Consider the following 26,760-nt stretch of genomic DNA (forward strand, 5'->3'; position numbering starts at 1 on the left):
CCCGACATTACGGGCGGCGCGTGCCGGACCGGGTGTGCGCTGTGCGGGTGCACAGCCAACTCCCGCGCGCCTTGGGAGGGTGCCCCGCAACCAGCCGGGCGGGGGCCGGGGCCGGACGCACATCTTCCGACACTGTTTACGCGGAAGTAACGTGCCGGTTGTGACCCCATCGACGACCGTGCACAGTCCGCTCCGGCTGTACGGCCGCAGCGGGGAACTCGCCATCCTCGACACCCTGTTGGTGCGACTGGGCAACGGCGACGGCAGCGCGCTGGTGCTGACCGCGCTGCCCGGCATCGGCCGCACCGCACTCCTGGACAAGGCCGCCGCCGCGCACCACGAACGGCGCACCGGCCCCGTCCTGACCGCCACCGCGACCCCCGCCGAGCAGCGACTGCCGTACAGCGGGCTGCACGCCCTGCTCTGTTCCGCGCCGGGCCCGCTTCCGCTGCCCCCGGACCGGGTGCTGCGCGACGGCATCACCCCCACGGCGCTGCTCGCCCTGCTGCGGCATCTCGGCTCCGAACGGCCGCTGTTGGTGTGTGTGGACGACGCGCACGCCTGGGACCCCGATTCGCGCGCCGCCCTCGTCTTCGCTGCCCGCCGGCTCGGTGCGGGCAGCCGGGTCGCGGTGGTGATCGGCGCCGGTGACGAGACCAGCTTCGCGGGGCTGCCCGCGCTCAGGCTCGGCCCCCTCGACGACGACGCGGCGGCGGCCCTCCTGGACCGGATCACCGACGCGGCAGGCGCCGCTGACCAGGTCGACCCGGTGGTCCGCGGCGAACTCCTCCGGGAGGCGGCCGGAAACCCCCGGCTGCTCGCCGGTCTGGCCGCCCGCCTCACCCCCGACCAGCTGGCCGGCCGCACCCCGCCCCCCTATCCGCTGCCCGGCGCCGAGGAGGTCCTGGAGGCGCACGCCGCCCGACTCGACGGGCTGCCCCAGGACACCCGCACGCTGCTTCTGCTCGCCGCCGCCGCGCAGGAACACGAACCGGAGGGCGCCGGCGCGGACATGGCCCTCCTGCTCCGCGCGGCCGCCCCGGCCGGCCTCGGCCCCGCAGCGCTCGACCAGGCCCTGCTCACGCCGGCCGGGACCGCCGGAGCACTTCAACGAGCGGGTGACCGGCTCCACTTCAGCCACCCGTTGCTGCGCCGGGCAGTCCTGCACCGTGCCTTTCCGCAGCACCGCCGAGCGGTGCACGGACTGCTCGCCACGCTTCTGGCGACGACGCCGACCCCTTCCCCTCCGCAGCGCCCGTTCCGGTCCCTGCCGGCGGCAGGGGCGGCGTCGCCGCTCTCCGCTGCCCCGTTCCGGTCCCTGCCGGAGCACCCGGCAGCCGGGCCGTCCCTGCTGCCCGCGCTCGTCCAGCGCGCCTGCGCCGCCGGGGGCCCCGACGAGACACTGGCCGACGCGCTGGAGGCGGCGGCCGTGGCGCCGCGGCCGCATGCGGAGCGGGCGGCCGCGCTCACCCGTGCCGCGGTGCTCTCCACCGACGGCGCCTCGCGGGCCGCCCGGTTCGCCGCCGCCGCCGAGCACACCCGGCTCGCGGGCGACCCCGGCCGGGCCCGTGCGCTGCTGGCCCGGGCCGGCGCCCACCCCGCGCACGACGGCGCGCATCTGGTGCGCGGCCTGCTCGCCCTGCGCGACGGACCGGCCGCCGACGCCCACGAGGCCCTCCTCACCGCCGCGGCGCTGCTCGCCCCGCACGACCCGCGCCGCGCACTGGACGCCCATCTCGGTGCCGCCGAGGCCGCCTGGGCGATGGGGGACGCGCTCGCGTACCTCGACGCCATGACCCGTATCCCGGTCGCCGTGTCCGATCCGGCCCTCGCCCAGTACTGCGACGGCCTGAGCGCGGTGCTGTGCGGACGGATCGCCGAAGGGCAGGCCCTGCTGCGGCGCTGCCTCGACTCGGCCGGCCGGGCGCACGACCCGGCCCCGCTGCTGCGGGGCGGGGCCTCGGCCCTGGTGCTGGGCGACGTCGACGCCGCCTGCAGGCTCGGCACCCGGGCGCTGGCCGCCGTGCGGTCGGCCGGTCCGGAGGCCCTGCTGCCGCAAGCCCTGGAGCAGCTGGCGTACGCCGAGCTCCGGGCCGGCCGTCATGCTCGCGCCCGCGCCCACGCGCGGGAGGGCCTGCACGCCGCCCGGCGCACCGGACAGCCCAACACCGCCTCCCACCTGCATGCCGTACTGGCTCTCGCCGCCTCCGTGGAGGCCGGTACCGAGGCCTGCGCCACCCATGCCGACGCGGCCCTCGCGGGGGCCGGACCTCACGGGCTCGCCCAGGCCGCGACCCTCGCCACCTGGGCGCTCGCCCGTGCGGACCTGGCGGCGGGGCGCTCCGGCGCGGCCGCGGCCCGGCTCGACCCGCTCGTCCGGCCGGGCCCCCGGCGCGGGCACTTCGCCACCCGGATGCTCGCCGTGCCGTGTTACGTCGAGGCGTCCGTCCTGGCCGGGCGGGCGGACCGGGGCAGGGGGGCGGACCCGGTCGCCGACGCCGTGGCCGAGTTCGCCGTCTGGGTCACGCGCACCACCGATCCCCAGGCCCCCGCCCAACTGGCCCGCTGCCGCGCCCTGCTGGCGGCACCGGCCGATGTGGCCGGACGCTACGAGGAGGCGCTCACCCACCACGACCGCGCGGGCGGCGACTTCGAACGCGCCCGCACCCAGTTGCTGTACGGGGCGTGGCTGCGCCGCCGCCGCCGTACCCGGGAGGCCAGGGGCCCGCTGCGGGACGCGCTGGTCGCCTTCGAGCGGTGCGGTGCGCGGGCCTGGACCGACAGGGCGAGCGGTGAACTGCGGGCAGCGGGCGAGGCCGTGGAGGCCCCGGCCGCGATCGGGGGCACGGGCCCGCTGACCGTGCTGACGCCGCAGCAGCAGCGCATCGCCCGGTGCGTCGCCGAGGGGGCCACCAATCGTGAGGTCGCCCTGCGGCTCTCGGTGAGCACCCGCACCGTCGACCACCATCTGCGCAACGTGTTCGCCGCGCTCGGCGTACGGTCCAGGACCGAGCTGGCCAGGCTGCTGGACCGCTGACACGCGGCCGGCGGAGGGGCGAAACCGGGCGGACACGGGCGGAATCCTCGGCCGGTGCGACGCCCCGGTTTCGGCTCCGAGGCCGGGAGGTTGCAGGACCGTGATGAGAAGTACGCCGCAAACCTCTAGGTACCGACTGGGCGGTATGCCATTCTGCGGGCGTCAGGATGATTCGGTGTGCTCATGCCCAACGCCGGGCTGGGTGAACCGGAGCCGGCCGTTTTCCGGAGCCGGCCGAATCCCGGTGGAGGCCGCCATGCCGCAGGTCGTACGTTCACGGGTCAGGGCGTTGCACGGGCCGCCCCCCGTCGCGCCGATGCCGCGCCGCTTCCGTTCGCTGGCCGATCGCGAGGCCGTCGCCGTACTGCACCGGGCCGCCCGGGTGCTGATCGAAGGGCTGCCGGAGCTGACGGACCGGCTTGTCGAGGCGCTGCGCGAGCAGGAGCCCGCATACCGCTCGGCCATCGAGGCCGACGCGGCCGAGATCTGGCAGGAGGTGCACCACTCGCTGCGGCACAACGTCGGATCACTGATCCAGCCCCGGGAGTTCCGGGAGGCCGCCCACCGCACCTCCATGCGCATCGGCGAGGCCCGGGCCGAGCAGGGCCTGCCGCTCGACGCGGTCCTGCACGCCTTCCGGATGGGCGGTGCGATGGTCTGGCAGGATCTGGTGGACGACACCGCGCGCCGCCACCCCGAGGACATCCGGCTGCTGGTGCATGTCGCGGCGGACGTCTGGAACTTCGTGGACGAGCACTGCGGTGTCGTCGCGGACGCCTACCGCCGGACCGAGCGCAAGCTGGCCTGGCGGCGGGAGAACCGCCAGCGCCTGATGACGGCCGCGTTGCTGGACGGCACCGCCCAGATCGCCGAACTGCCCGACGCCGCCGCGATGCTGGGGCTGCCCGAGCACGGCAGGTACGCGGTGCTCGCGGTCTCCACCGCCCGCCGCGCCCCGCACGGCACCGCACAGGCGCCGATGACGCTGCCCGCCGGTACGGACGCGCTCTGGCACCCGGGCCCGGACGCGGAGTTCGCGATCCTGCCGCTGGCCCGGAGCGAAGGGGCGGCGGACCCCGCCGCGCTGCCCGCCGAGCCGCCGGCCGGAGCCCACGCCGGGGGAGGGGACGACGCGCCTGCCGGCACGGTCGACGGGGACGCGGAACTCGCCGCACTGGCCGCCGGGCTGGCCGCACCGCCGGGTGCCCGGGTCGGCATCAGCTCCGTCGTCGACGGGCTGGCGGCCGTCGGGGACGCCCGCCGGCTCGCCGAGACCGCCCTGCGGGCCTGTCCGGCCGGAGGCGGGGTCGTCCTGCTCGACGAGCAGCTGCCGGCCGCCCTGGTCGTCTCGTCCCCGGGACTCGGCTCGGCGCTGGCCGCGCGGGTCCTGGGGCCGCTGGACCGGCTGGACGCGGCCGACCGCGACGTGATCATCGAGACGCTCACGGCGTGGCTCGACTCGGACGGTTCCGCGCAACGGGCGGGGGCCCGGCTGTACTGCCACCGCAACACGGTCCTGAACCGGCTGCGCCGCTTCGAGCAGCTGACGGGCCGCTGTCTGACCCGCCCGTCCGACGCGGTCGAGGTCTCCCTCGCCCTGACGGCACGGCGCCTGCTCGCGGGCTGACGGGGAGCGCGGCCTCCGCCGGACGGCGGAGGCTGTGCTCACGCACAGTCCTCGCGCGTACCGGCTGTACCCGCGCAGCGACCCCGCCCCGGCCGCTGTACGCGGGCCGTGGCAGCTGATGCCGTGACCGGCATGTCTTCCGCGCCCCCGACACCCCGCACGCGTCGCCTCCCCGTGAGCGCCCGCCCTGCCGCCGTCACCTCTGCCCCGGCCCCGGGACCGCGCCGGTGAGCGGCGGCTTCGACGCCCGGTCGCTGGCCGTGGTCGTCTTCCTCGGATTCGTCGCCGTCTCGCTGCTGCTGTGCGGGCTGGCCGCGGCGGACCAGGACGATCCGGAACACTTCTACGCCGGTGGCGGCTCCGCCCTCGGCCCGGCCGGGAGCGGGCTGGCCATCGCCGGTGACTACATCTCGGCCGCCACACTGCTCTCCACCACCGGCTCCGTCGCCCTCGCCGGTTTCGACGGCATCCTCTTCGCCGTCGCCACGGTCGCCTCCCTGGTCCTCGTCATGCGGATCCTCGCCGAACCGATGCGCCGCAAGGGCGTGTTCACCCTTGGCGACTTCCTTGCGGACCGGCTCGGCGACCCGACCGTACGCCGGGCCCTCGGGATCACGACCCTGGTCGTCCTGGCCCCGCTGCTGCTGGTGCAACTCGCCACGGCGGGCCGGGTCATGGCCTCCGTGTTCGGCCTGCCCGACGGCGCGCTCACCAGCTGCACCGTCGCCAGCGGCGCCCTGATGATCTGCTACTCCGCCGTCGGCGGCATGCGCGGCACCGGCTACATCCAGATCGTCAAGGTCGCGGTGGTGCTGGCCGCGGTGACCCTCCTCGCCGGGCTGGTGCTCGCCCGCTACGGCTGGAACCCCTTCGCGCTCTTCGACGCCGCACAGAAGGGCAGCGGCGCCGGCGGGTCCTACGCGCGCCCCGGACTCCAGTTCGGCCACACCCTCGCCGGAACCCTGGACCTCCTGGGCTTCCAGCTCACCCTGGTCCTCGGGGCCGCCTGCATGCCGCACATCATGATGCGGCTGCACCCCATGCGCGACAGCTGGACGGTGCGCCGCGCCACTGTCTGGGCGGCGGCGCCGGTCGCCTTCCTGTGCGCCGGTGTCGTCGTGGTCGGTCTCGGCGCGTCCGCCCTGCTCGGCCACAAGATCATTCAGGCCGCCGACCCCGCGGGCGGCACCGCGCTGCTGCTGGTGACCGGCGCGCTCGACCCGGGCGCCGACGGGCCGCGCGAGTCCCTGCTGTTCGCCTTCGTGGCCTGCGCGGTGTTCGCCACCACACTGGCCGCGGTGGCCGGCATCACCCTGGCGGCCGCCTCGTCCGTCGCCCGCGACTTCGCGGCGAAGGCCCGGTCGCGTACGGCCACCCGGTCCGACCGGTCCGCCCGGCGGGAGATCCTCCGCGCCCGCCTGGCCGTCGTCCTGACCGGCGCGCTGTCCGTCTACGTGTCGACGTACACCCATGACCGCAACCCTCAGGTGCTGCTCTCGCTCTCGTTCGCCGCAGCTGCCTCCGTGCTGCCGCCGGTTCTGCTGTACGCGCTGTTCCGGCCGGGCTTCGACGCGCGAGGGGTGCGCTGGACGGTCTACGGCACGCTGCCGCTCATCGCGGTCCTGATGGTGTTCTCGCCCGCGTTCTCCGGCACCCACATCGCGCTCTTCCCCTCCCGCGACTTCCACTGGTTCCCGCTCCAGACGCCGGGGCTGGTCACGATCCCGGCCGGATTCCTGCTGGGGTACCTCGGCTCCCGCGCCGGGCGCGGGAAGCGGCCGGGCGCGGGGGAGCCGAGGCATCGTGCAACGTTTATTGCGCAATAGATATTGCGCAAGTTTTCTTTCCTATCTACCGTGGAGGGCATGGCAAGCAACGAATCACGCCGGGTGTCCGACCTCGGCACGCTCAAGGCGTTCGGGCACCCCCTGCGGATGAAGCTCTACCGGGCGCTCTACATCACCCGGCAGGCCACCGCGTCCCAGCTCGCCGAGCAGATCGACGAGCAAGTCTCGCTCGTCAGCTACCACCTGCGCAAGCTCGCCGACCACGGCCTGATCGAGGAGGCCGACCGGGAGGGCAAGGACGGCCGCGAGCGCTGGTGGCAGCCCGCCTCGAAGGGGCTGCGCTTCCATGACGAGGACTTCAGCGACGCGCCCGAGAAGGCGGCCACCCACACCGCCGTCAGCCGCCTCTCGTTCGACCAGCACATCGAGCTGTACCGCCGCTTCCTCGACGCGTACCGCAGCTGGACGCCCCCGTGGCGCAAGGCGTCCTTCACCTCGGAGTACCTGGCCCGGCTGACCCCCGCGGAGCTCGGCGCGCTCGAACGCGAGCTGGACGGGGTCATCAGCCGGTACGAGGAGCAGGGCCGCGCCCGCGACGAGGCCGGCGACACGGAGGACCGCGAGAACGTCGCCCTGCACCTGTACGGCTTCCCGTTCCGGACCTGATCCGCCGACCCGAGAGGAGCGACCCCGTGACCGTCACCCTCCCCGTCGGCCAGGACGCCGGACGCCCGGCCCACCGCGACGGCAACGTCCTGCGCTGGCTCGGCGCCTACACGGCGTCCACGATCGGCGACAGCGTCTACTACATGGCCCTCGCCTGGGCCGCCGCCCGCACCGGAAGCGCCTCGCAGACCGGTCTGGTGCTCGCCGCGGGCTCCATACCCCGGGCCGTGCTCCTGCTCGGCGGGGGAGTGCTCGCCGACCGGTTCGGCCCGCGCCGCGTCGTCGTCGCGAGCGACACGGCCCGCTGCCTCGTCATCCTGGGCCTGGCCGGCACCCTGCTCCTCACCTCGCCCACGGTGTGGATGCTGATCGCCGTCGCACTCGTCTTCGGCGCGGCCGACGCACTCTTCCTGCCCGCCGTCGGCGCCCTGCCACCGCGCATCACGGCCGCCTCCCAGCTCGCCCGGGTGCAGGGCATGCGCGGCCTCGCCACCCGTACCGCCACGGTCGTCGGCGCCCCGCTCGGCGGCGTCGCGGTCGCCCTCGGCGGCCCGGTCCTCGCCTTCGCCGCCGCGGGCGTGCTCTTCGCCGTCTCGCTGCCGCTGCTCCTGGCCGTACGGGTGAGCCCCCTGAGGGACACGGCCGCGGCGGAACCCGCGGGCACCGCCTGGCGCGAACTGGCCGATGGACTGGGCTACATCCGCCGCCACCCGCTGCTCGGGCCGCTGATGCTCGTCGTCGCCGTCAGCGAACTCGGCTTCGTCGGCCCGCTCAACCTCGGCCTGATCCTCCTCAGCGAGGAACGCGGCTGGGGCGCCTCGGGCATGGGCTGGGTCATCGCCGCCTTCGGCATCGGCGCGGGCGCCTCGGCCCTGCTGCTCACCGTCCGCGGACGCGTCCCCCGGGCCGGACTCGTCATGTGCCTCACCGTGCTGGTCGGCGCGGTCGCCATCGGAGCCCTGGCGTACGCCCCCTCCGTGCCGCTGGCCGCGGGGGTCGCGTTCGTCATCGGCCTGTTCGCCGGCCTCGGCGGCGCCCTGTGCGGCGCCCTCACGCAGACGGCCGCCGACCCCGCCTACCTGGGCCGCGTCACCTCGGTCTCGACGCTCTTCACCCACGCCCTGGCGCCGCTCAGCTACCCCGTGACCGGCGCCGCCGTCGCGCTCCTGGGCACCGGCCCGGTCTTCGTCGCCAGCGCCTGCCTGTGTGCGGCGGGGGCGGCGGCGGGCCTGCTCCTCGCGCCGCTGCGCCGCGCGGAGCTCCCCGGCTGACCGGGCGCGACGCCGGACTACATCCCGAGCTTCGCCGTCGTCAGCCGGCCGATCGCCTCCTTCTCGCCCTCCAGCTCCACCCGCGCCGCGTCCTGCCGCCCGAACGCGAACAGCAGCAGCTCGCCCGGTTCGCCGGTCACCGTCACCACCGGAGCACCCCGGTGCGCGACCACCGTCTGCCCGTCCGGGCGACGCAGCACCAGCCCCACCGGCGCCTTGCGCCCCAGGACCCGCGCCGCCTTCTCCGTACGCGACCACAGGACATCGGCGAACACCGGGTCCAGCTCCCGCGCCGACCAGTCCGGCTGCGCCCGGCGGACGTCCTCCGTGTGCACGTAGAACTCCACGGTGTTGGCCGCCTCGTCCAACTGCTTCAGCCCGAACGGGGACATGCGCGGCGGACCCGTACGGATGAGCTGGATCAGTTCCTCGTACGGCTTCTCGGTGAACTCGCCCATGACCCGCTCGCGCCGGTTCTTCAGGGGGCCGATGACCAGCCCGGCGGCCGCGTCCGGCCGGCGCTCCCGCACCACCACATGGGCCGCGAGATCACGGGCGGTCCAGCCGTGGCAGAGCGTCGGGGCCTCCGGGCCCACGGCCTCCAACAGGTCGGCAAGCAGAAGTCGTTCGCGCTTCGCATGGGTCGACATGCCCGCCAGCGTACGACCGGTGTCCACCGTCCGCCCAGTGGACGCACGCCCGAATGCCCCGCGTACCCACGGCACAATGGGCACATGACCAGCACGCCCACGCCCGGCACCCCCCGGCCCGCCAGCGCCCTCGACCCCGCCATCGCCGCCCGCCTCAAGCGCGGCGCCGACGGACTGGTCCCGGCCATCGCCCAGCAGTACGACACCGGCGAGGTGCTGATGCTCGGCTGGATGGACGACGAGGCGCTGCACCGCACCCTCACCACCGGACGCTGCACCTACTGGTCGCGCAGCCGCCAGGAGTACTGGGTCAAGGGCGACACCTCCGGCCACACCCAGCAGGTCAAGTCCGTCGCCCTGGACTGCGACGCCGACACCGTCCTCGTCCGGGTCGACCAGACGGGCGCCGCCTGCCACACGGGCGACCGCACCTGTTTCGACGCCGACGTCCTCCCCACAGGAGGTGTCTCGCCGGCCAGGGACGGGTCCGCGACGCCTGGCACGGCACCTCGCGGCGTTGCCGAAACGTCCTGATCGCTCCGCGATGAGGACGCCCCGGCGCCTTGCGATGTACCGCACCGGACGCCGCGGCCCGATCCGACCCTGGTCAGCGAGACACCCCCTCGGACAGTAGGGTCTGCCGCCATGGACCTCGACACGTTCCGCAAGCTGGCCGTCGACCGGCGCGTCATCCCCGTCACCCGCCGGCTCCTCGCGGACGGCGACACCCCGGTCGGTCTCTACCGCAAGCTCGCGGGGGAGCGCACCGGCACCTTCCTCCTCGAATCCGCGGAGAACGGCCGCACCTGGTCGCGGTACTCCTTCATCGGCGTACGCAGCGCCGCCACGCTCACCACGAAGGACGGCCGGGCCCACTGGCTCGGCACCCCGCCGGTCGGCGTCCCCGTCGAGGGCGACCCGCTCCAGGCGCTGCGCGCGACCATCGAGACCCTGCACACCCCGCACGACCAGGAATCCGGGCTGCCGCCCTTCACCGGCGGCATGGTCGGCTACCTCGGCTACGACATCGTGCGCCGGCTGGAGAAGATCGGTGAGAGCGGCGGTGACGACCTGAAGCTCCCCGAGCTGACGATGCTGCTCACCTCCGACCTCGCCGTCCTCGACCACTGGGACGGCAGCGTCCTGCTGATCGCCAATGCCATCAACCACAACGACCTGGCCACCGGCGTCGACGAGGCGTACGCCGACGCCGTCGCCCGGCTCGACGCCATGGAGCGGGACCTGAGCCGCCCCGTCGAGAACGCCCCCGCCGCGCTCCCGCCCTCCGAACTCCCGCCGTACACCGCCCTGTGGGGCGGCCCGGCGTACCAGGACGCGGTCGAGGACGTGAAGGAGCGCATCCGGGCCGGCGAGGCCTTCCAGGTCGTCCCCTCCCAGCGCTTCGAAACCCCGTGCACGGCCAGCGCGTTGGACGTCTACCGGGTACTGCGCGCCACCAACCCCTCGCCGTACATGTACCTCTTCCGCTTCGACGGCTTCGACGTCGCGGGCTCCAGTCCCGAGGCCCTCGTCAAGGTCGAGGACGGCCGCGCCATGCTCCACCCGATCGCCGGCACCCGGCACCGGGGCGCCACCCCGCAGGAGGACCAGGCGCTCGCCGACGAGCTCCTCGCCGACCCGAAGGAACGCGCCGAGCACCTGATGCTCGTCGACCTCGGCCGCAACGACCTGGGACGGGTCTGCGAACCCGGCAGCGTCGAGGTCGTCGACTTCATGTCGATCGAGCGCTACTCGCACGTGATGCACATCGTGTCCACCGTCACCGGCCGCGTGGCCGAGGGCCGCACCGCCTTCGACGTCCTCACCGCCTGCTTCCCGGCCGGCACCCTCTCCGGCGCCCCGAAACCGCGCGCCATGCAGATCATCGAGGAGCTCGAACCCACCCGCCGCGGACTGTACGGCGGCTGCGTCGGCTACCTCGACTTCGCCGGGGACTCCGACACCGCCATCGCGATCCGCACCGCGCTGCTGCGGGACGGCACGGCGTACGTCCAGGCCGGCGCGGGCGTCGTCGCCGACTCCGACCCCGTCGCCGAGGACACCGAGTGCCGCAACAAGGCCGCGGCGGTCCTGCGCGCCGTTCACACCGCCAACCGGCTCGGCGGCAGCTGAGACAGGCCCCACAAGGGGGGCGGTCGGCGGCTCGGAGGACGTAAGGGATAGTGGAGTACGTGAGCGCCGTCCCCGTACCCCAGCCCCGTGCCGAAGCCGCCGTCGCGCCCGACAGCGCGGGAAGCCGCCGAAGCCTGGCGGCCGGCCTGCTCCTCGGGGCGGCCGGAGCCACCGTCGTCCTGCTCGCCTCCGGGCAGACCTGGGCCGGCGGCAAGGCCGTGGTCGGTGGTGGCACCCTGGCACTGAATGCCGAGGGAAAGGACGTCACGGGCCTTCCCGCGGCCCTCGCCATAGTCGGCCTGGCCGCCCTCGTCGCCGTCTTCGCCGTCCGCGGCGCCGGCCGGCTCGCCGTCGCCGGACTGCTGGCCCTCAGCGGGCTCGGCGCCGCGCTGAGCGCCTACCTCGGCGCCACCGACAGCGCCGCACTCGACGAGAAGGCCGCCCGTTCCACCGGCGACACCTCCGCCACGATCGAGGCCCTGACCCACACCGCCTGGCCCTACGTCACCGCGGCCGGCGGACTGCTGATCCTGATCGCCGGGCTCCTCGCCCTGCGCTACGGCAGCCGCTGGCCCACGATGTCGGGACGGTACGAGCGCGACGGCACCCCGCGCCCCCGCAAGGTCCGTCGCACCGCACCGGACCCCGACCGGCCCGAGGACCTGTGGAAGGCCCTGGACCGCGGCGAGGACCCGACGCGCGAGGCATGACCCCCCAGCTCACGTCGCACCCGCGCGTACGGGACAATGGCCTGAGCTCGCGGCACAGCGGCACCCACAGCGGCACGGTCGCGGCGACCCCGAGCGATACCAACAGCGCAACACCAACGAGGAGCAACTCATGGCGGGCAGCAGCCACGGACACACCCCGGCCGCCTGGACCGGTGTCATCATCGCCTTCGTCGGCTTCTGCATCGCGGGCGTCTTCATGGTGGCGGCCAACCCGCTCGGCTTCTGGGCCGGGATCGCCGTCGTCCTCATCGGCGGGATCGTGGGCCTCGCGATGAAGGCCGCCGGCCTCGGCATGCCGAAGGAGTCGGCGGAGCAGGCGGCGGCCAGGTCCCGCGCCGGGCAGGCGCAGACCTCCTGAACCCGTCCGAGCGACGCACGCACGAAAGGCGCAGCCCGGCCCGGGCTGCGCCTTTCCGCGTCAGCGGGGACAATCACCGAGTGGACCCATCGCCCTCTCCCGCAGCTCCGCCGACGACCGGCCCCCAGCCGGTGCCCGGGCCGCCCCCGGTGCCCGGCTTCCAGGGGCCCCCGCCGGTTCCCCCGCCCGCTCCGGTCCGCACTCCCGTCACGCGGCTCCGGCGGATCGCCACCCCGGCCGCCGTCCTGGCCGGCATCGTCGGGGCGTTCGCCTTCGTCGGCACCGTCGACCCCAACGAACCCGGGCACTACCCCGTCTGCCCGCTGCTCCGGTTCACCGGCGTCTACTGCCCCGGCTGCGGCGGGCTGCGCAGCGCCCACGCCTTCGCGCACGGCGACCTCGTGGCGGCGCTCGGCTCCAACGCCCTCGCGGTCATCGGCTACGCGGCCTTCGTCGTGCTGTGGGCCCTGTGGATGGTCCGCGCGGCCACCGGGAGGCCGCTGCGCATCGAACCGAGGCCGGTCCACTGGTGGGGGATCGGAGCCGTCCTGCTGATCTTCACGGTCGTCCGGAACCTGCCGTTCGGATCGGCCCTGGCGCCGTGAATTCCCAGGTGGTGGCCGACGCGGATGCCCAGGTAGTGGGACATTCACCGGCCGGATGCGGGCCCACCGGCCTCCTGCGGATACCATCGGCAGGGGCAGTCCTGTTCCTTTGTCAACGTCCCGGAAGGGGGCCTCTCGCGTGAGTGTGCTCGACGAGATCATCGACGGCGTTCGCGCCGACCTCGCGGAGCGGCAGGCGCGCGTCAGCCTCGACGAGCTCAAGGAACGCGCGGCCCGCGCTCCCCAGGCCAAGGACGGAGTCGCCGCCCTGCGCGGCGAGGGCGTGACCGTCATCTGCGAGGTCAAGCGCTCCAGCCCCTCCAAGGGCGCCCTGGCCGCCATCGCCGACCCGGCCGCGCTCGCCGCGGACTACGAGGCCGGCGGCGCGTCCGTCATCTCCGTCCTCACCGAGGAGCGCCGCTTCGGCGGATCGCTGGCCGACCTGGAGGCCGTTCGCGCCAAGGTCGACATCCCCATCCTGCGCAAGGACTTCATCGTCACCTCGTACCAGCTGTGGGAGGCACGGGCCTACGGCGCCGACCTCGCCCTGCTGATCGTCGCCGCCCTCGACCAGGAGGCCCTCGTCTCCCTGATCGAGCGCGCCGAGTCCATCGGCCTGACGCCGCTGGTCGAGGCGCACGACGAGGAGGAGGCGGAGCGCGCGGTGGAGGCCGGTGCGAAGATCATCGGCGTCAACGCCCGCAACCTGAGGGACCTCAAGGTCGACCGCTCCACCTTCGAGCGCGTCGCACCCGAGATCCCCGACCACATCGTCAAGATCGCCGAGTCCGGCGTCCGCGGCCCGCACGACCTCATCGCCTACGCCAACGCCGGCGCGGACGGTGTGCTGGTCGGCGAATCCCTGGTCACCGGCCGCGACCCGCGGGCCGCAGTCGCCGACCTGGTCGCCGCCGGCGCCCACCCGGCGCTCCGGCACGGACGGAGCTGACCTAGTGCCGCGTCAGCCAAGGTTCGCCCCGTCGCGACGCCCGGCACGCACTCTCGCCGCACCGGCCGAAAGCCCGAGTACGTCCAGTACGAGGACTTCCGGCCGGCACGCCGAGAGCACGCACCGGACGCCGCTCCTTACCGGGCAAACCTTGGCTGACGCGGCACTAGGGCCTTTCGTGTGGATCATGCCGGGCTTGCGGGGTCCGGCCCGCACACCTGCGGCGTTGTCGTCAGTCGTCATTGCTCCGCAGTGACTCCCTCCTCCGCCCTGCAGCCGCACGCACCGGACCCCGCTCCCTGATCCGGCCTGATCCAAGCGAAAGGCCCCACCCCGTGACCGCCGACCGTTCCACGCTCCGACCCCGGCCGGGCCTGCGCCCCGCCGGGGCGCGGCAGCCGCAGGGGCGGGACCCGCACGCGCCGCTGGCACGCGGCTGCCGCCCACGCGGCTGCCGCGCCCCCGCCCGCCGCGTGCACGGGCGGCGGGTGCGGTACGTGATCGGCGACGAGCCCGGCCAGGTCAACGGCATGCGATGGCGCACGGGGCCCGCGCAGTAGAGCGAGCCCCGGCCGTAGCCCCCGCCCCATCCGGCGGATCCGCACGACCGCACCGCCCGGCCCTCCACGGCCAGGGCGGCGTTCCGCTCGCTCATGGCGCCCTACGGTGAAACCCACCCACTGCCATGCCGAGGAGCACGTCGAGATGTCGTCCGACTTCTTCATTCCGGACCCGGAGGGTCTGATCCCCAGCGCCGAGGGCTACTTCGGTGCGTACGGCGGAAAGTTCATCCCGGAGGCGCTCGTCGCCGCCGTGGACGAGGTCGCCGTCGAGTACGACAAGGCCAAGGCCGACCCGGCCTTCGCCGCCGAGCTCAACGAGCTCATGGTGAACTACACCGGCCGCCCCAGCGCCCTGACCGAGGTCGGGCGCTTCGCCGAGCACGCGGGCGGCGCACGGATCTTCCTCAAGCGCGAGGACCTGAACCACACCGGCTCGCACAAGATCAACAACGTGCTGGGCCAGGCACTGCTCACCCGGCGCATGGGCAAGACCCGCGTCATCGCGGAGACCGGAGCCGGCCAGCACGGCGTCGCCACCGCGACCGCCTGCGCGCTCTTCGGCCTCGAATGCACCATCTACATGGGCGAGATCGACACCGAGCGGCAGGCGCTCAACGTCGCGCGCATGCGGATGCTCGGCGCCGAGGTCATCGCCGTGAAGTCCGGCTCCCGCACGCTCAAGGACGCCATCAACGAGGCGTTCCGCGACTGGGTCGCCAACGTGGACCGCACCCACTACCTCTTCGGTACGGTGGCGGGCCCGCACCCCTTCCCCGCGATGGTCCGCGACTTCCACCGCGTGATCGGCGTCGAGGCCAGGCGGCAGATCCTGGAACGGGCCGGCCGGCTGCCCGACGCCGCGGTCGCCTGCGTCGGCGGCGGCTCCAACGCCATCGGGCTCTTCCACGCCCTCATCCCGGACGCCGGAGTCCGCCTCATCGGCTGCGAGCCCGCCGGGCACGGCGTGGAGACGGGCGAGCACGCGGCGACCCTGACCGAGGGCGAGCCCGGCATCCTGCACGGCTCGCGCAGTTACGTCCTCCAGGACGACGAGGGCCAGATCACCGAGCCGTACTCCATCTCGGCCGGTCTGGACTACCCGGGCATCGGCCCGGAACACGCCTACCTCAAGGACATCGGCCGGGGCGAGTACCGCGCGATCACCGACGACGCGGCCATGCAGGCGCTGCGCCTGCTCTCCCGCACCGAGGGCATCATCCCGGCCATCGAGAGCGCGCACGCGCTGGCCGGCGCCCTGGAGGTCGGCAAGGAGCTCGGCAAGGACGGCCTGATCCTGGTCAACCTGTCCGGCCGCGGCGACAAGGACATGGACACGGCAGCGCGCTACTTCGGGCTGTACGACACCGACGCGTCCGTCGAGGCCGACGCGGGCGGCGACGGCGCCGAGATCGAGGGAGACGTCAAGTGAGCGGCAACATCGAGCTGCTGAACACCACTCTCGCCGCCGCGCGCGCCGAGGACCGGGCCGCGCTGATCGCGTACCTGCCCGCCGGCTTCCCGACCGTGGACGGCGCCATCGAGGCGATCAAGGCCGTGGCCGCGGGCGGGGCCGACGTCGTCGAGGTGGGGCTGCCCCACAGCGACCCGGTGCTGGACGGCCCCGTCATCCAGACGGCCGACGACATCGCGCTGCGCGGCGGTGTGCGGATCGCCGACGTGATGCGCACGGTCCGCGAGGCGCACGAGGCGACGGGCATCCCGATCCTCGTCATGACGTACTGGAACCCGATCGACCGGTACGGCGTCGAGCGCTTCACCGCCGAACTCGCCGAAGCGGGCGGCGCCGGGTGCATCCTGCCCGACCTGCCGGTCCAGGAGTCCGCGCTGTGGCGCGAGCACGCCGACAAGCACGGTCTGGCGACCGTCTTCGTCGTCGCGCCGAGCAGCAAGGACGAGCGCCTCGCCACCATCACGGCGGCCGGCTCCGGCTTCGTCTACGCGGCCTCGCTGATGGGGGTCACCGGCACCCGCGTCTCGGTCGGCGAACAGGCCCAGGACCTGGTGCGGCGCACCCGCGCCACCACCGGCATCCCGGTCTGCGTCGGCCTCGGCGTCTCCAACGCCGACCAGGCGGCCGAGGTCGCCGGCTTCGCCGACGGCGTCATCGTCGGCTCCGCCTTCGTCAAGCGCATGCTCGACGCGCCGGACGAGGCGGCAGGCCTCGCGGCCGTCCGCTCACTGGCCGCCGACCTGGCCGAAGGTGTTCGAAAGCGCTGACACCCTTCCTCACCCGAATGGGTGGACCTTGGACCGGGGAGGCACGCGAGTGCCTCCCCGGTTCGTTGCTGCGGGTGTGAGCGAGAAGAACCAAGAGGGAAAAAGGGCCGCGCGAGACCGGCTGATCCAGCAGCGTGAGCAGGCGAGGGCGAGTGAGCGCCGCCGCCGCACGCTGATCGTCTCCGCAGCCGTGGTGGGAGTCCTCGGGCTGGCCGCCGTCGTCGGCGTGATCGCGGCGAGCACCGGCGGCAAGGGCGACAAGGACAAGGCGTCGGGCCCCGCCGTCGCACCGTCCGGGGCCACCGGCAAGGACAGCCTCACCATCCCGGTGGGAGCGGACGATGCCCCGTCCACGCTCACGATCTGGGAGGACTTCCGCTGCCCGGTCTGCGCCCAGTTCGAGAACGCCTTCCGGGACACGATCCACCAGATGGAGCAGAGCGGGCAGCTCAAGGTCGACTACCACTTCGCCACCCTGATCGACGGCAACATGGGCGGCAGCGGCTCGCTCAAGGCGGCCAACGCGGCGGCCTGCGCCCAGGACGCCGGCAAGTTCCCCGCGTACCACGACGTCCTGTACAGCAACCAGCCTTCGGAGGCGGACGACGCCTTCGGCGACAACGGCAAGCTGATCGAGCTGTCCAAGAAGGTCGAGGGGCTCGACACCCCCACCTTCCGCGGCTGTGTGGACGACGGCGCGCACGACGCCTGGGTGCAGAAGTCCAACACCGCGTTCCAGAACGGCGGCTTCCAGGGCACGCCCACGGCGCTGCTCAACGGCGAGTCGATCTTCCCCAAGAAGGGGGACGAGCCCATCACCGTGGCCAACCTGAAGAAATGGGTCGCCGAGGCCAACAAGGGCAAGAAGCCGGGCACCGTCACGACCGCCCCCTCGGGCTCGTGAGAGGCTCCTGTGAGGCGGGCAACCGGGGGAATCGATGACCGGCTCGTTACCCAGACGTTGTCGGGCGGGTTGCCGTACGTCCCGCCCGGCAGGGTAGCGTCGACGATGCCATGAATCTTGCCTACATCCCCAGCCCGTCGACCGGCGTGATCGATCTCGGACCGATCCCGCTCCGCGGCTACGCGTTCTGCATCATCATCGGTGTCTTCGTCGCCGTCTGGTTCGGCAACAAGCGCTGGGTCGCCCGAGGCGGCAGAGCCGGCACCGTTGCCGACATCGCCGTCTGGGCCGTGCCCTTCGGCCTCGTCGGCGGCAGGCTCTACCACGTCATCACCGACTACCAGCTGTACTTCAGCGACGGTGAGGACTGGGTCGACGCCTTCAAGATCTGGCAGGGCGGCCTCGGCATCTGGGGTGCGATCGCGCTCGGCGCGGTCGGTGCCTGGATCGGCTGCCGCCGCCGCGGCATCCCGCTGCCCGCCTGGGCCGACGCGCTCGCACCGGGCATCGCCCTGGCCCAGGCCTGCGGCCGCTGGGGCAACTGGTTCAACCAGGAGCTGTACGGCAAGGCGACCGACGTGCCGTGGGCGCTGAAGATCAGCGAGGGCCCCAACCGGGTCGCCGGCACCTACCACCCGACCTTCCTGTACGAGTCGCTGTGGTGCATCGGTGTGGCGCTCCTCGTGATCTGGGCGGACCGCCGCTTCAAGCTCGGACACGGACGGGCGTTCGCGCTGTACGTCGCCTCGTACTGCGCGGGCCGCGCCTGGATCGAGTACATGCGCGTCGACGAGGCCCACCACATCCTGGGTCTGCGGCTGAACGTGTGGACCGCGCTGATCGTGTTCGTGCTGGCGGTGACGTACATCGTGATCTCGGCGAAGGTACGGCCGGGGCGCGAGGAGATCGTCGAGCCGGGGGCGGTAGACGCCGCAGGCGCCGAGGACGGGGAGTCCGGCGAGGCCGGGAGCGGCGACCCGGAGTCCGCCGACGCGAAGCCGGCCGACGCCGGGACCGATGCCGGGACCGAATCCGACGCGGACGAGGACGCGCCGAAGTCGAACGGTGAGGCGCAGACGGCCAAGGGCTGACGCCCACGCACAGACCAGGACGAGGGGCCGCCGGACGATCCGGCGGCCCCTCGTCACGTGGTGAGCACGCCCACCGGCGCCAGGTGTCCTCAATCGCCGGACGGGCTCGATTCCGCCAGGGCGAGCGTGCGGTGGGCCTGGGCCACCACCGCCGCGTCGACGAAGCGGCCGTCCGGCAGGGCCAGCGCTCCCGCCTCGACCCGGGCCGCCTCGACGATCTCCTGCGCTGCCTCGACCTCCTGCGCCGTCGGCCGGAACGCCCGCTCGATCACCGGGAGCTGGCGGGGGTGGATCGCCGCCCGGCCGAGGAAGCCGAGCGCCCGCCCGCGGACACAGGACGCCCACAGCCCGTCCAGGTCCAGGACGTCCGGGAACACCGACTGTGCCGGCGGGGCGAGCCCGGCCGCGCGGGCCGCGACCACCACCCGGCTGCGCGACCAGTCCAGCCCGGCGTCGTCCCGTACACCCAGATCCGCCCGCAGGTCCGCCTCCCCGAGGGCGATGGAGCGCACCTGCGGATGGGCGCTGGCCACCGAGTACGCGTGCTCGATGCCCAGCGCCGACTCCAGCAGCGGGCAGAGGGCGACGCCCGGGGCCAGCGCCGCGATGTGGTGGACGGACGCGGCATGCGTGATCTTCGGCAGCCGGAGTTCCGCGAGACCCGGCAGCCCGGCCAGGGTCAGCACGTCCGCCTCGTCGTTGACCCGGACATGGACCGGTGCCGCCGTCGGGGAGGCCGGTTCGCTGAGCAGCTCGACGGCGGCCGACCGGGCGTACTCCTTGCGGTCGGGGGCGACCGCGTCCTCCAGGTCGACGATCACCACGTCCGCCCCCGAGTCGCGTGCCTTGCGCACCACGTCCGGCCGGTCACCGGGGACGTACAGCCACGTGAGCGGGGTCTCGGTGGTCACAGGACACGCTCCGTCCGGAGCGTCGCGATCTCCGCGCCGCTCAGACCCAGCCCGGTGAGGATCTCCTCCGTGTCCGCGCCGTGCGGCCGTCCCGTCCAGCGGATCGACCCCGGCGTCCCGGAGAGCCGGAAGAGGACGTTCTGCATCCGCAGCGGGCCCAGCTCCGGGTCGTCGACCTCCGTGATGGAGTCCAGGGCGCGGTACTGCGGGTCCTCCATCACGTCACGGATGTCGTGGATGGGCGCGATGGCGGCCTCCGCCTTCTCGAAAGCCGACAGCACCTCGTCGCGGGTGCGCCGCGCGATCCAGTGGCCGACCGCCTCGTCGAGCTCGTCGCTGTGCTCGGCCCGCGTGGTGCCGGCGGCGAACCACGGTTCGTCGATCAGCTCCGCCCGGCCCACCAGACGCATCACGCGTTCCGCGACGGACTGCGCCGAGGTGGAGACGGCCACCCACTGACCGTCCGAGGTGCGGTAGGTGTTGCGCGGGGCGTTGTTGCGCGAACGGTTGCCGGTGCGCGGCTGGACGTAACCCAACTGGTCGTACCAGAGCGGCTGGGGGCCGAGCACCGTGAGGATCGGCTCGATGATCGCCATGTCGACGACCTGCCCCACGCCCGTGCGGTCCCGGCCGGCCAGCGCGGCCATCACGGCGAACGAGGTGGCGAGCGCCGCGATCGAGTCGGCGAGGCCGAACGGCGGCAGGGTCGGAGGACCGTCCGGCTCCCCGGTGATCGCCGCGAACCCGCTCATCGCCTCCGCCAGCGTGCCGAAGCCGGGCCGGTGCGCGTACGGGCCGAACTGGCCGAAGCCGGTCACCCGGACCAGCACCAGCCGCGGGTTGACGGCGTGCAGCTCCGCCGGCCCGAGCCCCCACCGCTCCAGCGTGCCCGGCCGGAAGTTCTCGATGATGACGTCGGTGCCGGCGGCGAGCCGCAGCAGGAGATCGCGGCCGCCGGGGCAGGAGAGGTCGAGCGTGAGGTTGCGCTTGTTGCGGCCGAGCAGCTTCCACCACAGACCGACCCCGTCCTTCGTCGGGCCGTGCCCCCGGGACGGATCGGGACGGACCGGGTGCTCGACCTTGATCACGTCGGCGCCGAAGTCGCCCAGCATCGTGGCGCACAGGGGGCCCGCGAACAGCGTGGCGAGATCGATGACCCGCAGCCCGGTCAGGGGAGGTGCTTCCGGCGCGCTCACGCGGCGTCGATTTCGGTGCGGTACGGCATGGAGATCGAGGCGCCGGGCTTCTGTACGCAGAGCGCGGCGGCCGCGGCGGCCCAGGCGACGGCCTTCGGTACGGGCTGCCCCTCGCCGAGTGCCACGGCGAGCGTGCCGGCGAAGGTGTCCCCGGCGCCGGTGGTGTCGACGGCGGTCACGTCCGGGGCGGGGAAGTGGACGGTCTGACCGCCCCGGGCCGCGTACAGGCAGCCCTTCGCGCCGAGCGTGATGACGACCGCCGGCACCTGGCTGAGCAGGATCTCGGCCGCGGCGTGCGGTTCGGCGTGACCCGACAGTTCGGCCGCCTCGTACTCATTGGCGATCAGCAAATCGACGCAGTCGAGGAGTTCGGCGGGCAGCTGCTGTACGGGGGACGGGGTGAGGACCGTCCGCACCCCCTGGGCGTGGGCCGCCCGGGCTCCCTCGGTCACGGCGCTCAGCGGCAGTTCCAGCTGGAGCAGCAGCAGGTCGGCCTCGGCGATGGCGGCGATCTCGCCCGGGCCGAGCGCGGTGACGGTGCCGTTGGCGCCGGGGATGACCACGATGGCGTTGGAGCCCTTGCCGTCGACCACGATGTGCGCGGTGCCGCTGGGCCCTTCCGCGGTGTGCAGCAGATCGGTGTCGACGCCGGAGTGCTCCAGGTTCTCCCGCATCCGGACGCCGTACTCGTCGTCGCCCACCGCACCGATCATCATCACGTCACCGCCCGCGCGGGCGGCGGCGACGGCCTGGTTGGCGCCCTTGCCGCCGGGAATGGTGCGGAACTCCCGCCCGGTGACGGTCTCCCCGCGCTCCGGGGCCCGGTCGACGTAGGCCACAAGATCCATATTGGTGCTGCCGAGCACCGCGACTTTGGTCATGGGCGGAGTGCCTCCTCGTGGGTGAGCCGGTGGGTCAGGTCGGCGAGGGTGTCGAAGCCGACCGAGTCGAAACCGGGGACGGACGTGGCCAGCCGGTTCTTCAGCGGGGTGGTCCATCGGTCGGGCAGCGCGTCCGGCCGCCCGGCCAGCAGACCGGCGAGCGAACCGGCGGTCGCCCCGTTGGAGTCGGTGTCCCAGCCGCCGGAGACCGCGCGGCAGATGGAGCCGGTGAAGTCACCGTCGGCGTGGGTGAGGGCGGCGGCGAGCAGAGCCGCGTTGGGCAGCACGTGCACCCAGTGGTACCTGCCGTACGCCGCGTGCAGCCGGTCGACGACCGTATCGAAGCTGTCCTCCTCGCCGGCCGTGGTGATACCGTCCCGCACCGCCTGCGCGAACCGCGAGCCCGGTGGCACCACGCGCAGACCGGCGGCGAGAGCGCCGTGCACATCGGCCTCGCCGCCGGCCGCCTCGGCGAGCGCCGCCGCGGTGAACATCGCGCCGTACACCCCGTTCCCCGTATGGGTGAGGACCGCGTCGCGGTGAGCCTGCTCCGCCGCCGCGGCCGGGTCGCCGGGATGGGTCCAGCCGTGCACGTCGGCGCGGATCTGTGCCCCGATCCACTCCCGGAACGGATTGCGGTAGCGGGCGGTGTCCGGCGGTTCGAGGCCGTCGAGCAGATTGCGGTACGCGACCCGCTCGGCGGTGAACGTGCGCCCCGCCGGAAGTTCCTCCAGCCAGAGCCGGGCCAGGTCGGCAGTGCTGAACGACCTGCCGTACCGCTGGAGCAACCGCACCGTGAGCAGCGGGTGGTTGAGGTCGTCGTCCTCGGGCATCCCGTCGATGTTCTCGGCCAGGGAGGTGGCCGCGGAACGGCGGTTCCAGGGATACGTGGCGGCCAGCGCCGGGGGCAGGCCGCGGGCGGTGAACCAGGTGCTGAGCGGCCAGTTGCCGGTGGCGCGGGCCAGGGCGCGGATGCCCTCCAGCGGCAGCTTCTCGACGGGCTTGCCCAGCAGACAGCCGGCGGCGCGGCCCAGCCAGGCCGCGTGCAGCCGCTCGTGGTCCGCGGGCGACGGTTCCGTGCGGGGGCGCGGCCAGTGCGGGCAGGCGGCCCTGATCGCGTCGAGGGCGGTCGGCTCGGCCTCCGTCAGCGGCGATTCCAGCAGGGCGAGTTCGTCCAGCAGCCGGCCGGCCACCGCGCGCAGCCCGGAAGAGGCGGGAGGCTCCGAGGCACCCGCGCGGTCCGGGGCGGGCGAGCCGCCGGCCTCGTACCACCGGCGCTCGATGTCCCGGACGTCCCGCCCGTCCTCGGCGGCCTGCCGCAACTCGTGCCCGACGAGGTCCTCGGGCTGGACCCAGGTAACCCGCACCGTCGCGTTCATGGCCGGTCCGCCAGCGTGGCGAAGGAGACCTCGTGGGCGCGGCGGCGGGCCGTGTCCTGCGCGAACACCTCGCGGGCGACCTCGGCGAGGCTGCGCGCCGGGGCGTGCAGATCGAGCCGGCTGGCCTCACCGACCGTCGTCACCCAGTCGGCGGGAACCGCCCCCTCACCGTGCAGCGCGCCCGCGATCGCGCCGCTCATTGTGGCGATCGAGTCGCAGTCCCGCCCGTAGTTGACCGAACCGAGCACCGTCCGCCGGTAGTCCCCGTCCGCCACCAGCAGCATCCCGAGGGCGACGGGGAGTTCCTCGATGGCGTGCAGCCGGGACGGACGGCGGGCGCCGAGCGAGGGGGCGCGGTAGTCGGGGCCGACCGTGTCGAAGGGGGCGACGGCCTCCCGCAGCGGGGCGAGCGCCGACTCGAAGTCCCGGTATCCGACGGCTGTTTCGCAGACCGCGTCGATCGCCGCCCGCGTGCCGTCCTTGGCCAGCGACAGACACGTCTCCACGACGCTCACGGGCGTCGCCCCCGGCACGCACGCCGCGGCGACCGCGGCCGCGAACACTCCGGCCGCCTCCCTTCCGTACGACGACTGATGGGCACCCGCCACATCCAGCGCCTCGGCGTACGCGGCCCGCGGATGAGCGGCGTTCACCAGGCCGACCGGCGCCATGTACATCGCCGCCCCGCAGTTGACGATGTTCCCGGCCCCCGCCTCGCGCGGGTCGACGTGGCCGTAGTGCAGCCGGGCGACGATCCACTTCTCGGCGAGGAAGATCCGCTGGAGCGGCAGCGCCTCCGCCTCCAGTTCCGGAATCCAGCGCGGGTGCGAGATCAGCTCCGGTACGAGGTGGTCGGCGACGGAGTACGCGTCGAGATGGCCGCGGACCTTCCCGTACACGCGCACCAGCGCATGGGTCATCAGGGTGTCGTCAGTGACGTGCCCGTCGCCCTTGTGGTACGGCGCGATCGGGCGGGCGGTCCGCCAGTCGTCGCCGTCCCAGGGACCGACGACGCCGGTGATCCGTCCGCCGTGGCGGGCCACGATCTGCTCGGGGGGCCGGCCCTCGACCGGGCCGCCGAGCGCGTCGCCGACGGCCGCGCCGACGAGCGCGCCCGCGATCCGTTCATCGAGGGTGGGCGCCGCGGGTGTCGTGGGGGCCGCGGACCTCGTGGGCGCCGTCGGCGCTGTGGATGTCATGTCCGAATTGTCCACCCGGAGGCGCTGGTTCCGTGTCTGCCAGCAGCCCGGCGAGTTCGATCAGATCCGTGCCCGCGAAACGGGGCAGCGCGCAGCCCGCCAGGGTGCGGCACGCCTCGCGCCAGCCGTCGGGCACGGCGGTGATCGAGCCCAGCGCCCCGGTGAGCGCCCCGGCCAGGGCGGGCGCCGAGTCGGCGACCCGGGAGAGGCAGGCCGCCGACGGCACGGCCTGCGCGATGTCGCCGCGGGCGGCGGTGGCCAGCGCGAGGGCGACGGGGACGGTCTCGGCCGCGGCGATCCCGTAGCTGTAGACGTGGTCGACGATCTGATGCTCCAGCACCGGTACGAGGGCGAACGCCCCGGCCCGCTCACCGGCGAAGTCCCGGGCGATCCGGACCGCGTGGGCGGCGTTGCGCGCGATCTCGGTGCCCTCCGGGAGCTGGGCGAGCGCGGCGTTCACCGCGGTGTCCACGTCCGCACCGCCGAGCGCCTTGGCGATCGCGGCGGCCATCGCCCGAGCCCCGTGCACCCCGTCACCGTCCTGGGTGTATCGCGCGTCGAACTCCGCGAGGTCGGCCGCGGCCTCGGGGTCGCCGGGGTGCACGACGGCCAGCACGGCGGCGCGCACACATGCCGCGTCGTCGAAGTAGTGCGGGTTGTCATGACCGGTGGCGGGCGGCCGGAGCCCGGCGGCGAGGTTGCCGAGGCCGGCCCGGACCGAGATCCGGGCCCGCAGCGGCAGCACCGCGGACTCGACCTCGGGCGCCCGGGCGGCCGCCGCGGCGACCTCGGCGGCCAGCGCGTTCCAGGCGGCGTCCACGGCCGCCCGCATCCGCCGTCCGGGGGCCATGGACTGCAGCGCACCCGCCGCCGAGGTGAGTACGGTCCCGGCGGCGAAGGCGGCCCATTCGGCGTCGTCGGACGGGCCGAGCCGCAGCGGCTCGGGCGGCTGGTTCAGCGCGATGGGGACCGGGAGGGTGGTGGTCGCGTTCTGCTCGGCGAAGGTGTCGAGCTCACGGGTCAGACGCCGGGTCCACTCGGGCATCCGGGCCGCCCGGTGCCGCGCGGCCGGCCACCCGGCGGCGTCCCCGGCCGCGAGCCCGAGCAGCAGTCCTTCGATCCGGGCCCGGCGCGGTGCGGCCGGGCGGCCGGCCGCCGGGCCGGACGCGGGCCGTGCGGCCTCCCGCGGCCGCTCGTCGCCGAGGTGCTCGCGTGGACCGTCCGCGTATCCGGCGGCCTCCCGGGGTGCGGTGCGGGAGGTGTCCCTGGCCGTGGTCATCGCCCCACCCCCGTTCCGGGGCGGGAAGCCCCGCAGACCTCGGCCCCGTGCGGGCCGTCGCCGCCCCGCTCGTCGCGGCCCCGGTCGCCGCCGCCCCGCTCGCCCCCGCCCCGCTCCTCCGTCTCGTCCGGGGTGAGCAGCTCCGCGATGTCCAGGACGTGGTGGCCGCGCATCGACGGCAGACAGCTGCCGCGGACCGGGCCGATCGCGTCCGCCCAGAGGCGCGGAATGGCGGACGCGCCGTGCAGCGCCCCGGCCAGGGCGCCCGCCACCGCGGCCGTCGTATCGGCGTCGCGGCCCATGTTGACCGCCGTCAGCACCGCCGTACGGAAGTCGCCGTGCGCCGCCGCGAACGCGCCGAAGGCCAGCCCCACCGCCTCCGGCGCCAGGTCCGTCCACGGATATCCGCCGATGACGACGGCCGAACGCACCGCCCGCTCCCGCGTCAGACGGTCGGGATACGGGCGCTGCGCGGCCGTCACCGCCCGGCGCAGCGAGCGCGCCGTCCACGAGTCCATCGGTACGACGGAGAGCGCGGCGGCGATCACGGAGGTGACCCCGGCTCCGGTCATCGCGGCCGCCACCCCGGCCGCCACCGCCTGCCCGCCGTAGATCCCCTCCCCGTCATGGCTCACCCGGCCGTCCACCGCGACCAGCCGGGCCGCCTCCTTGGGGCGGCCCGCGGCGAAGACGCCGAAGGGGGCCGCCCGCATCGCCAGACCGTCGCTCCAGGCGTGCCGGTGCTGGGCCGAGATGGGAGCGGCGAGGCCCCGGCGCAGGTTCTCCAGCGTGCCCCGCTCACTGAAACCGGCGCCGCGGAACGGGCCCTCGTCCAGGTCGGCGATCCACAGGTGCCAGGCCCGCTCGACATGCGTGACCGTGAGCGCGGAGCCGTGCCGGGCCAGCAGCAGCCCGGAGAAGATCGCGTACTCCGTGTCGTCCGTGCCCGCCGGGTCGTCGCTCACGAAGCCCTCGATCCGGCCCCAGCGGCGGCGGATCTCCGAGGGCCGCATGTTCTCCGCGGGTGCGCCCAGCGCGTCGCCCACCGCGAGCCCCAGCAGCGCGCCCCGGGCCCGGTCACCGAGGCCGCCCCGGGCCGGACCGGCCGGGCCGGGAGCCCCGCGTACGGCCGCCCGCGCGCCGTTCTCCGGCGGCCCTGCCGGATTTCCTGCGGTCAGCTCCATCGCGTCGACCCTTCGCTCGCAGCGAGCCAGTTCTCGTCCCTGTGGGATCTGTGCCACGCGGAGCCATGACAGAGGCCGATTATCACCACAAAAGGGCCAGTCGGATGACGGCCTTCGGACA

The 26,760-nt window shown here is 74.2% G+C and carries 23 protein-coding genes and 1 pseudogene; 16 read left to right on the forward strand and 8 right to left on the reverse strand.

The genetic code is table 11. The features are described from left to right. Window positions 1-178: 178 nt before the first annotated feature. The 5 genes from ACFYPA_RS25045 to ACFYPA_RS25065 all read left to right on the forward strand — a co-directional run bounded on the left by ACFYPA_RS25045 (window position 179) and on the right by ACFYPA_RS25065 (window position 8,388). Window positions 179-3,037: a LuxR C-terminal-related transcriptional regulator gene (locus tag ACFYPA_RS25045; protein ID WP_389134398.1), complete on the forward strand. Its 2,859-nt coding sequence runs from the start codon at window positions 179-181 to the stop codon at window positions 3,035-3,037. Window positions 3,038-3,293: 256 nt separating this feature from the next. Continuing rightward, on the forward strand, window positions 3,294-4,664 hold the full coding sequence (locus ACFYPA_RS25050; RefSeq protein WP_359314668.1) for a helix-turn-helix domain-containing protein: 1,371 nt from the start codon (window positions 3,294-3,296) through the stop codon (window positions 4,662-4,664). A gap of 227 nt (window positions 4,665-4,891) precedes the next feature. Then, window positions 4,892-6,490, forward strand: a complete 1,599-nt coding sequence (locus ACFYPA_RS25055) for a cation acetate symporter (protein ID WP_359083257.1) — start codon at window positions 4,892-4,894, stop codon at window positions 6,488-6,490. 39 nt (window positions 6,491-6,529) lie between these two features. Next, the gene (locus ACFYPA_RS25060) at window positions 6,530-7,117 is read left to right on the forward strand and encodes a helix-turn-helix domain-containing protein (protein WP_359083258.1); all 588 of its coding nucleotides are present in this window, start codon (window positions 6,530-6,532) and stop codon (window positions 7,115-7,117) included. A gap of 26 nt (window positions 7,118-7,143) precedes the next feature. After that, a complete protein-coding gene (locus tag ACFYPA_RS25065) occupies window positions 7,144-8,388 on the forward strand; it encodes an MFS transporter (protein ID WP_359350268.1) in 1,245 nt (414 codons plus the stop codon). A 17-nt stretch (window positions 8,389-8,405) separates the two neighbouring features. Here ACFYPA_RS25065 and ACFYPA_RS25070 read toward each other — a convergent pair whose 3' ends face one another. After that, on the reverse strand, window positions 8,406-9,038 hold the full coding sequence (locus ACFYPA_RS25070; protein WP_359083260.1) for a TIGR03085 family metal-binding protein: 633 nt from the start codon (window positions 9,036-9,038) through the stop codon (window positions 8,406-8,408). Window positions 9,039-9,122: 84 nt separating this feature from the next. Here ACFYPA_RS25070 and hisI point away from each other — a divergent pair. The 11 genes and pseudogenes from hisI to lgt form a co-directional block, all read left to right on the forward strand. Then, window positions 9,123-9,500, forward strand: a pseudogene (gene hisI / locus ACFYPA_RS25075) (phosphoribosyl-AMP cyclohydrolase); the annotation flags it as partial. Between the two features lie 183 nt (window positions 9,501-9,683). Continuing rightward, the gene (locus tag ACFYPA_RS25080; protein ID WP_359083262.1) at window positions 9,684-11,171 is read left to right on the forward strand and encodes an anthranilate synthase component I; all 1,488 of its coding nucleotides are present in this window, start codon (window positions 9,684-9,686) and stop codon (window positions 11,169-11,171) included. A 50-nt stretch (window positions 11,172-11,221) separates the two neighbouring features. Beyond that, window positions 11,222-11,881, forward strand: coding sequence for a TIGR02234 family membrane protein (locus ACFYPA_RS25085; protein WP_359083263.1), 660 nt, complete (start codon window positions 11,222-11,224; stop codon window positions 11,879-11,881). Between the two features lie 130 nt (window positions 11,882-12,011). Continuing rightward, a complete protein-coding gene (locus ACFYPA_RS25090) occupies window positions 12,012-12,260 on the forward strand; it encodes an HGxxPAAW family protein (RefSeq protein WP_359083265.1) in 249 nt (82 codons plus the stop codon). Window positions 12,261-12,340: 80 nt separating this feature from the next. Beyond that, the gene (locus ACFYPA_RS25095; protein WP_389134272.1) at window positions 12,341-12,865 is read left to right on the forward strand and encodes a DUF2752 domain-containing protein; all 525 of its coding nucleotides are present in this window, start codon (window positions 12,341-12,343) and stop codon (window positions 12,863-12,865) included. A gap of 139 nt (window positions 12,866-13,004) precedes the next feature. Continuing rightward, complete coding sequence (trpC, locus tag ACFYPA_RS25100) at window positions 13,005-13,814, forward strand: indole-3-glycerol phosphate synthase TrpC (protein WP_359083267.1); 810 nt, start codon at window positions 13,005-13,007, stop codon at window positions 13,812-13,814. 374 nt (window positions 13,815-14,188) lie between these two features. Continuing rightward, window positions 14,189-14,374, forward strand: coding sequence for a tryptophan biosynthesis modulator TrpM (trpM, locus tag ACFYPA_RS25105; RefSeq protein WP_359314952.1), 186 nt, complete (start codon window positions 14,189-14,191; stop codon window positions 14,372-14,374). A gap of 145 nt (window positions 14,375-14,519) precedes the next feature. Then, complete coding sequence (trpB, locus tag ACFYPA_RS25110) at window positions 14,520-15,806, forward strand: tryptophan synthase subunit beta (RefSeq protein WP_359083446.1); 1,287 nt, start codon at window positions 14,520-14,522, stop codon at window positions 15,804-15,806. Continuing rightward, entirely contained in the window at window positions 15,803-16,615 is an 813-nt protein-coding gene (gene trpA / locus ACFYPA_RS25115; protein ID WP_359083269.1) for a tryptophan synthase subunit alpha, read from the forward strand. Before trpB ends, trpA begins: the two co-directional genes overlap by 4 nt. A 76-nt stretch (window positions 16,616-16,691) precedes the next feature. After that, a complete protein-coding gene (locus ACFYPA_RS25120; protein WP_359314677.1) occupies window positions 16,692-17,519 on the forward strand; it encodes a thioredoxin domain-containing protein in 828 nt (275 codons plus the stop codon). Between the two features lie 110 nt (window positions 17,520-17,629). Beyond that, window positions 17,630-18,610, forward strand: coding sequence for a prolipoprotein diacylglyceryl transferase (gene lgt / locus ACFYPA_RS25125; RefSeq protein WP_359314680.1), 981 nt, complete (start codon window positions 17,630-17,632; stop codon window positions 18,608-18,610). An 89-nt stretch (window positions 18,611-18,699) separates the two neighbouring features. Here lgt and ACFYPA_RS25130 read toward each other — a convergent pair whose 3' ends face one another. From ACFYPA_RS25130 to ACFYPA_RS25160, 7 genes are read right to left on the reverse strand one after another with little or no spacing between them, the layout of a single operon-like run. Beyond that, the gene (locus ACFYPA_RS25130; RefSeq protein WP_389134277.1) at window positions 18,700-19,521 is read right to left on the reverse strand and encodes an HpcH/HpaI aldolase/citrate lyase family protein; all 822 of its coding nucleotides are present in this window, start codon (window positions 19,519-19,521) and stop codon (window positions 18,700-18,702) included. Beyond that, on the reverse strand, window positions 19,518-20,717 hold the full coding sequence (locus ACFYPA_RS25135) for a CoA transferase (RefSeq protein WP_359314683.1): 1,200 nt from the start codon (window positions 20,715-20,717) through the stop codon (window positions 19,518-19,520). The genes ACFYPA_RS25130 and ACFYPA_RS25135 overlap by 4 nt, the downstream gene beginning before the upstream one ends. Further along, window positions 20,714-21,598 (reverse strand): ribokinase, encoded by an 885-nt coding sequence (gene rbsK, locus ACFYPA_RS25140; protein WP_359083275.1) that lies wholly within the window; start codon window positions 21,596-21,598, stop codon window positions 20,714-20,716. Before rbsK ends, ACFYPA_RS25135 begins: the two co-directional genes overlap by 4 nt. Then, window positions 21,595-22,977 carry an ADP-ribosylglycohydrolase family protein gene (locus tag ACFYPA_RS25145; RefSeq protein WP_359314686.1) on the reverse strand — a complete coding sequence of 461 codons (1,383 nt, stop codon included), beginning with the start codon at window positions 22,975-22,977 and terminating at the stop codon, window positions 21,595-21,597. Before ACFYPA_RS25145 ends, rbsK begins: the two co-directional genes overlap by 4 nt. Beyond that, on the reverse strand, window positions 22,974-24,176 hold the full coding sequence (locus tag ACFYPA_RS25150) for an ADP-ribosylglycohydrolase family protein (RefSeq protein ID WP_359314689.1): 1,203 nt from the start codon (window positions 24,174-24,176) through the stop codon (window positions 22,974-22,976). The genes ACFYPA_RS25145 and ACFYPA_RS25150 overlap by 4 nt, the downstream gene beginning before the upstream one ends. Beyond that, window positions 24,103-25,455, reverse strand: coding sequence for an ADP-ribosylglycohydrolase family protein (locus tag ACFYPA_RS25155; RefSeq protein ID WP_359314691.1), 1,353 nt, complete (start codon window positions 25,453-25,455; stop codon window positions 24,103-24,105). The genes ACFYPA_RS25150 and ACFYPA_RS25155 overlap by 74 nt, the downstream gene beginning before the upstream one ends. After that, a complete protein-coding gene (locus ACFYPA_RS25160) occupies window positions 25,452-26,639 on the reverse strand; it encodes an ADP-ribosylglycohydrolase family protein (RefSeq protein WP_359314694.1) in 1,188 nt (395 codons plus the stop codon). The genes ACFYPA_RS25155 and ACFYPA_RS25160 overlap by 4 nt, the downstream gene beginning before the upstream one ends. Window positions 26,640-26,760: the final 121 nt, after the last annotated feature.

Origin of the sequence: Streptomyces sp. NPDC005775, from assembly GCF_042871565.1 — a bacterium.
Lineage (GTDB): Bacteria > Actinomycetota > Actinomycetes > Streptomycetales > Streptomycetaceae > Streptomyces.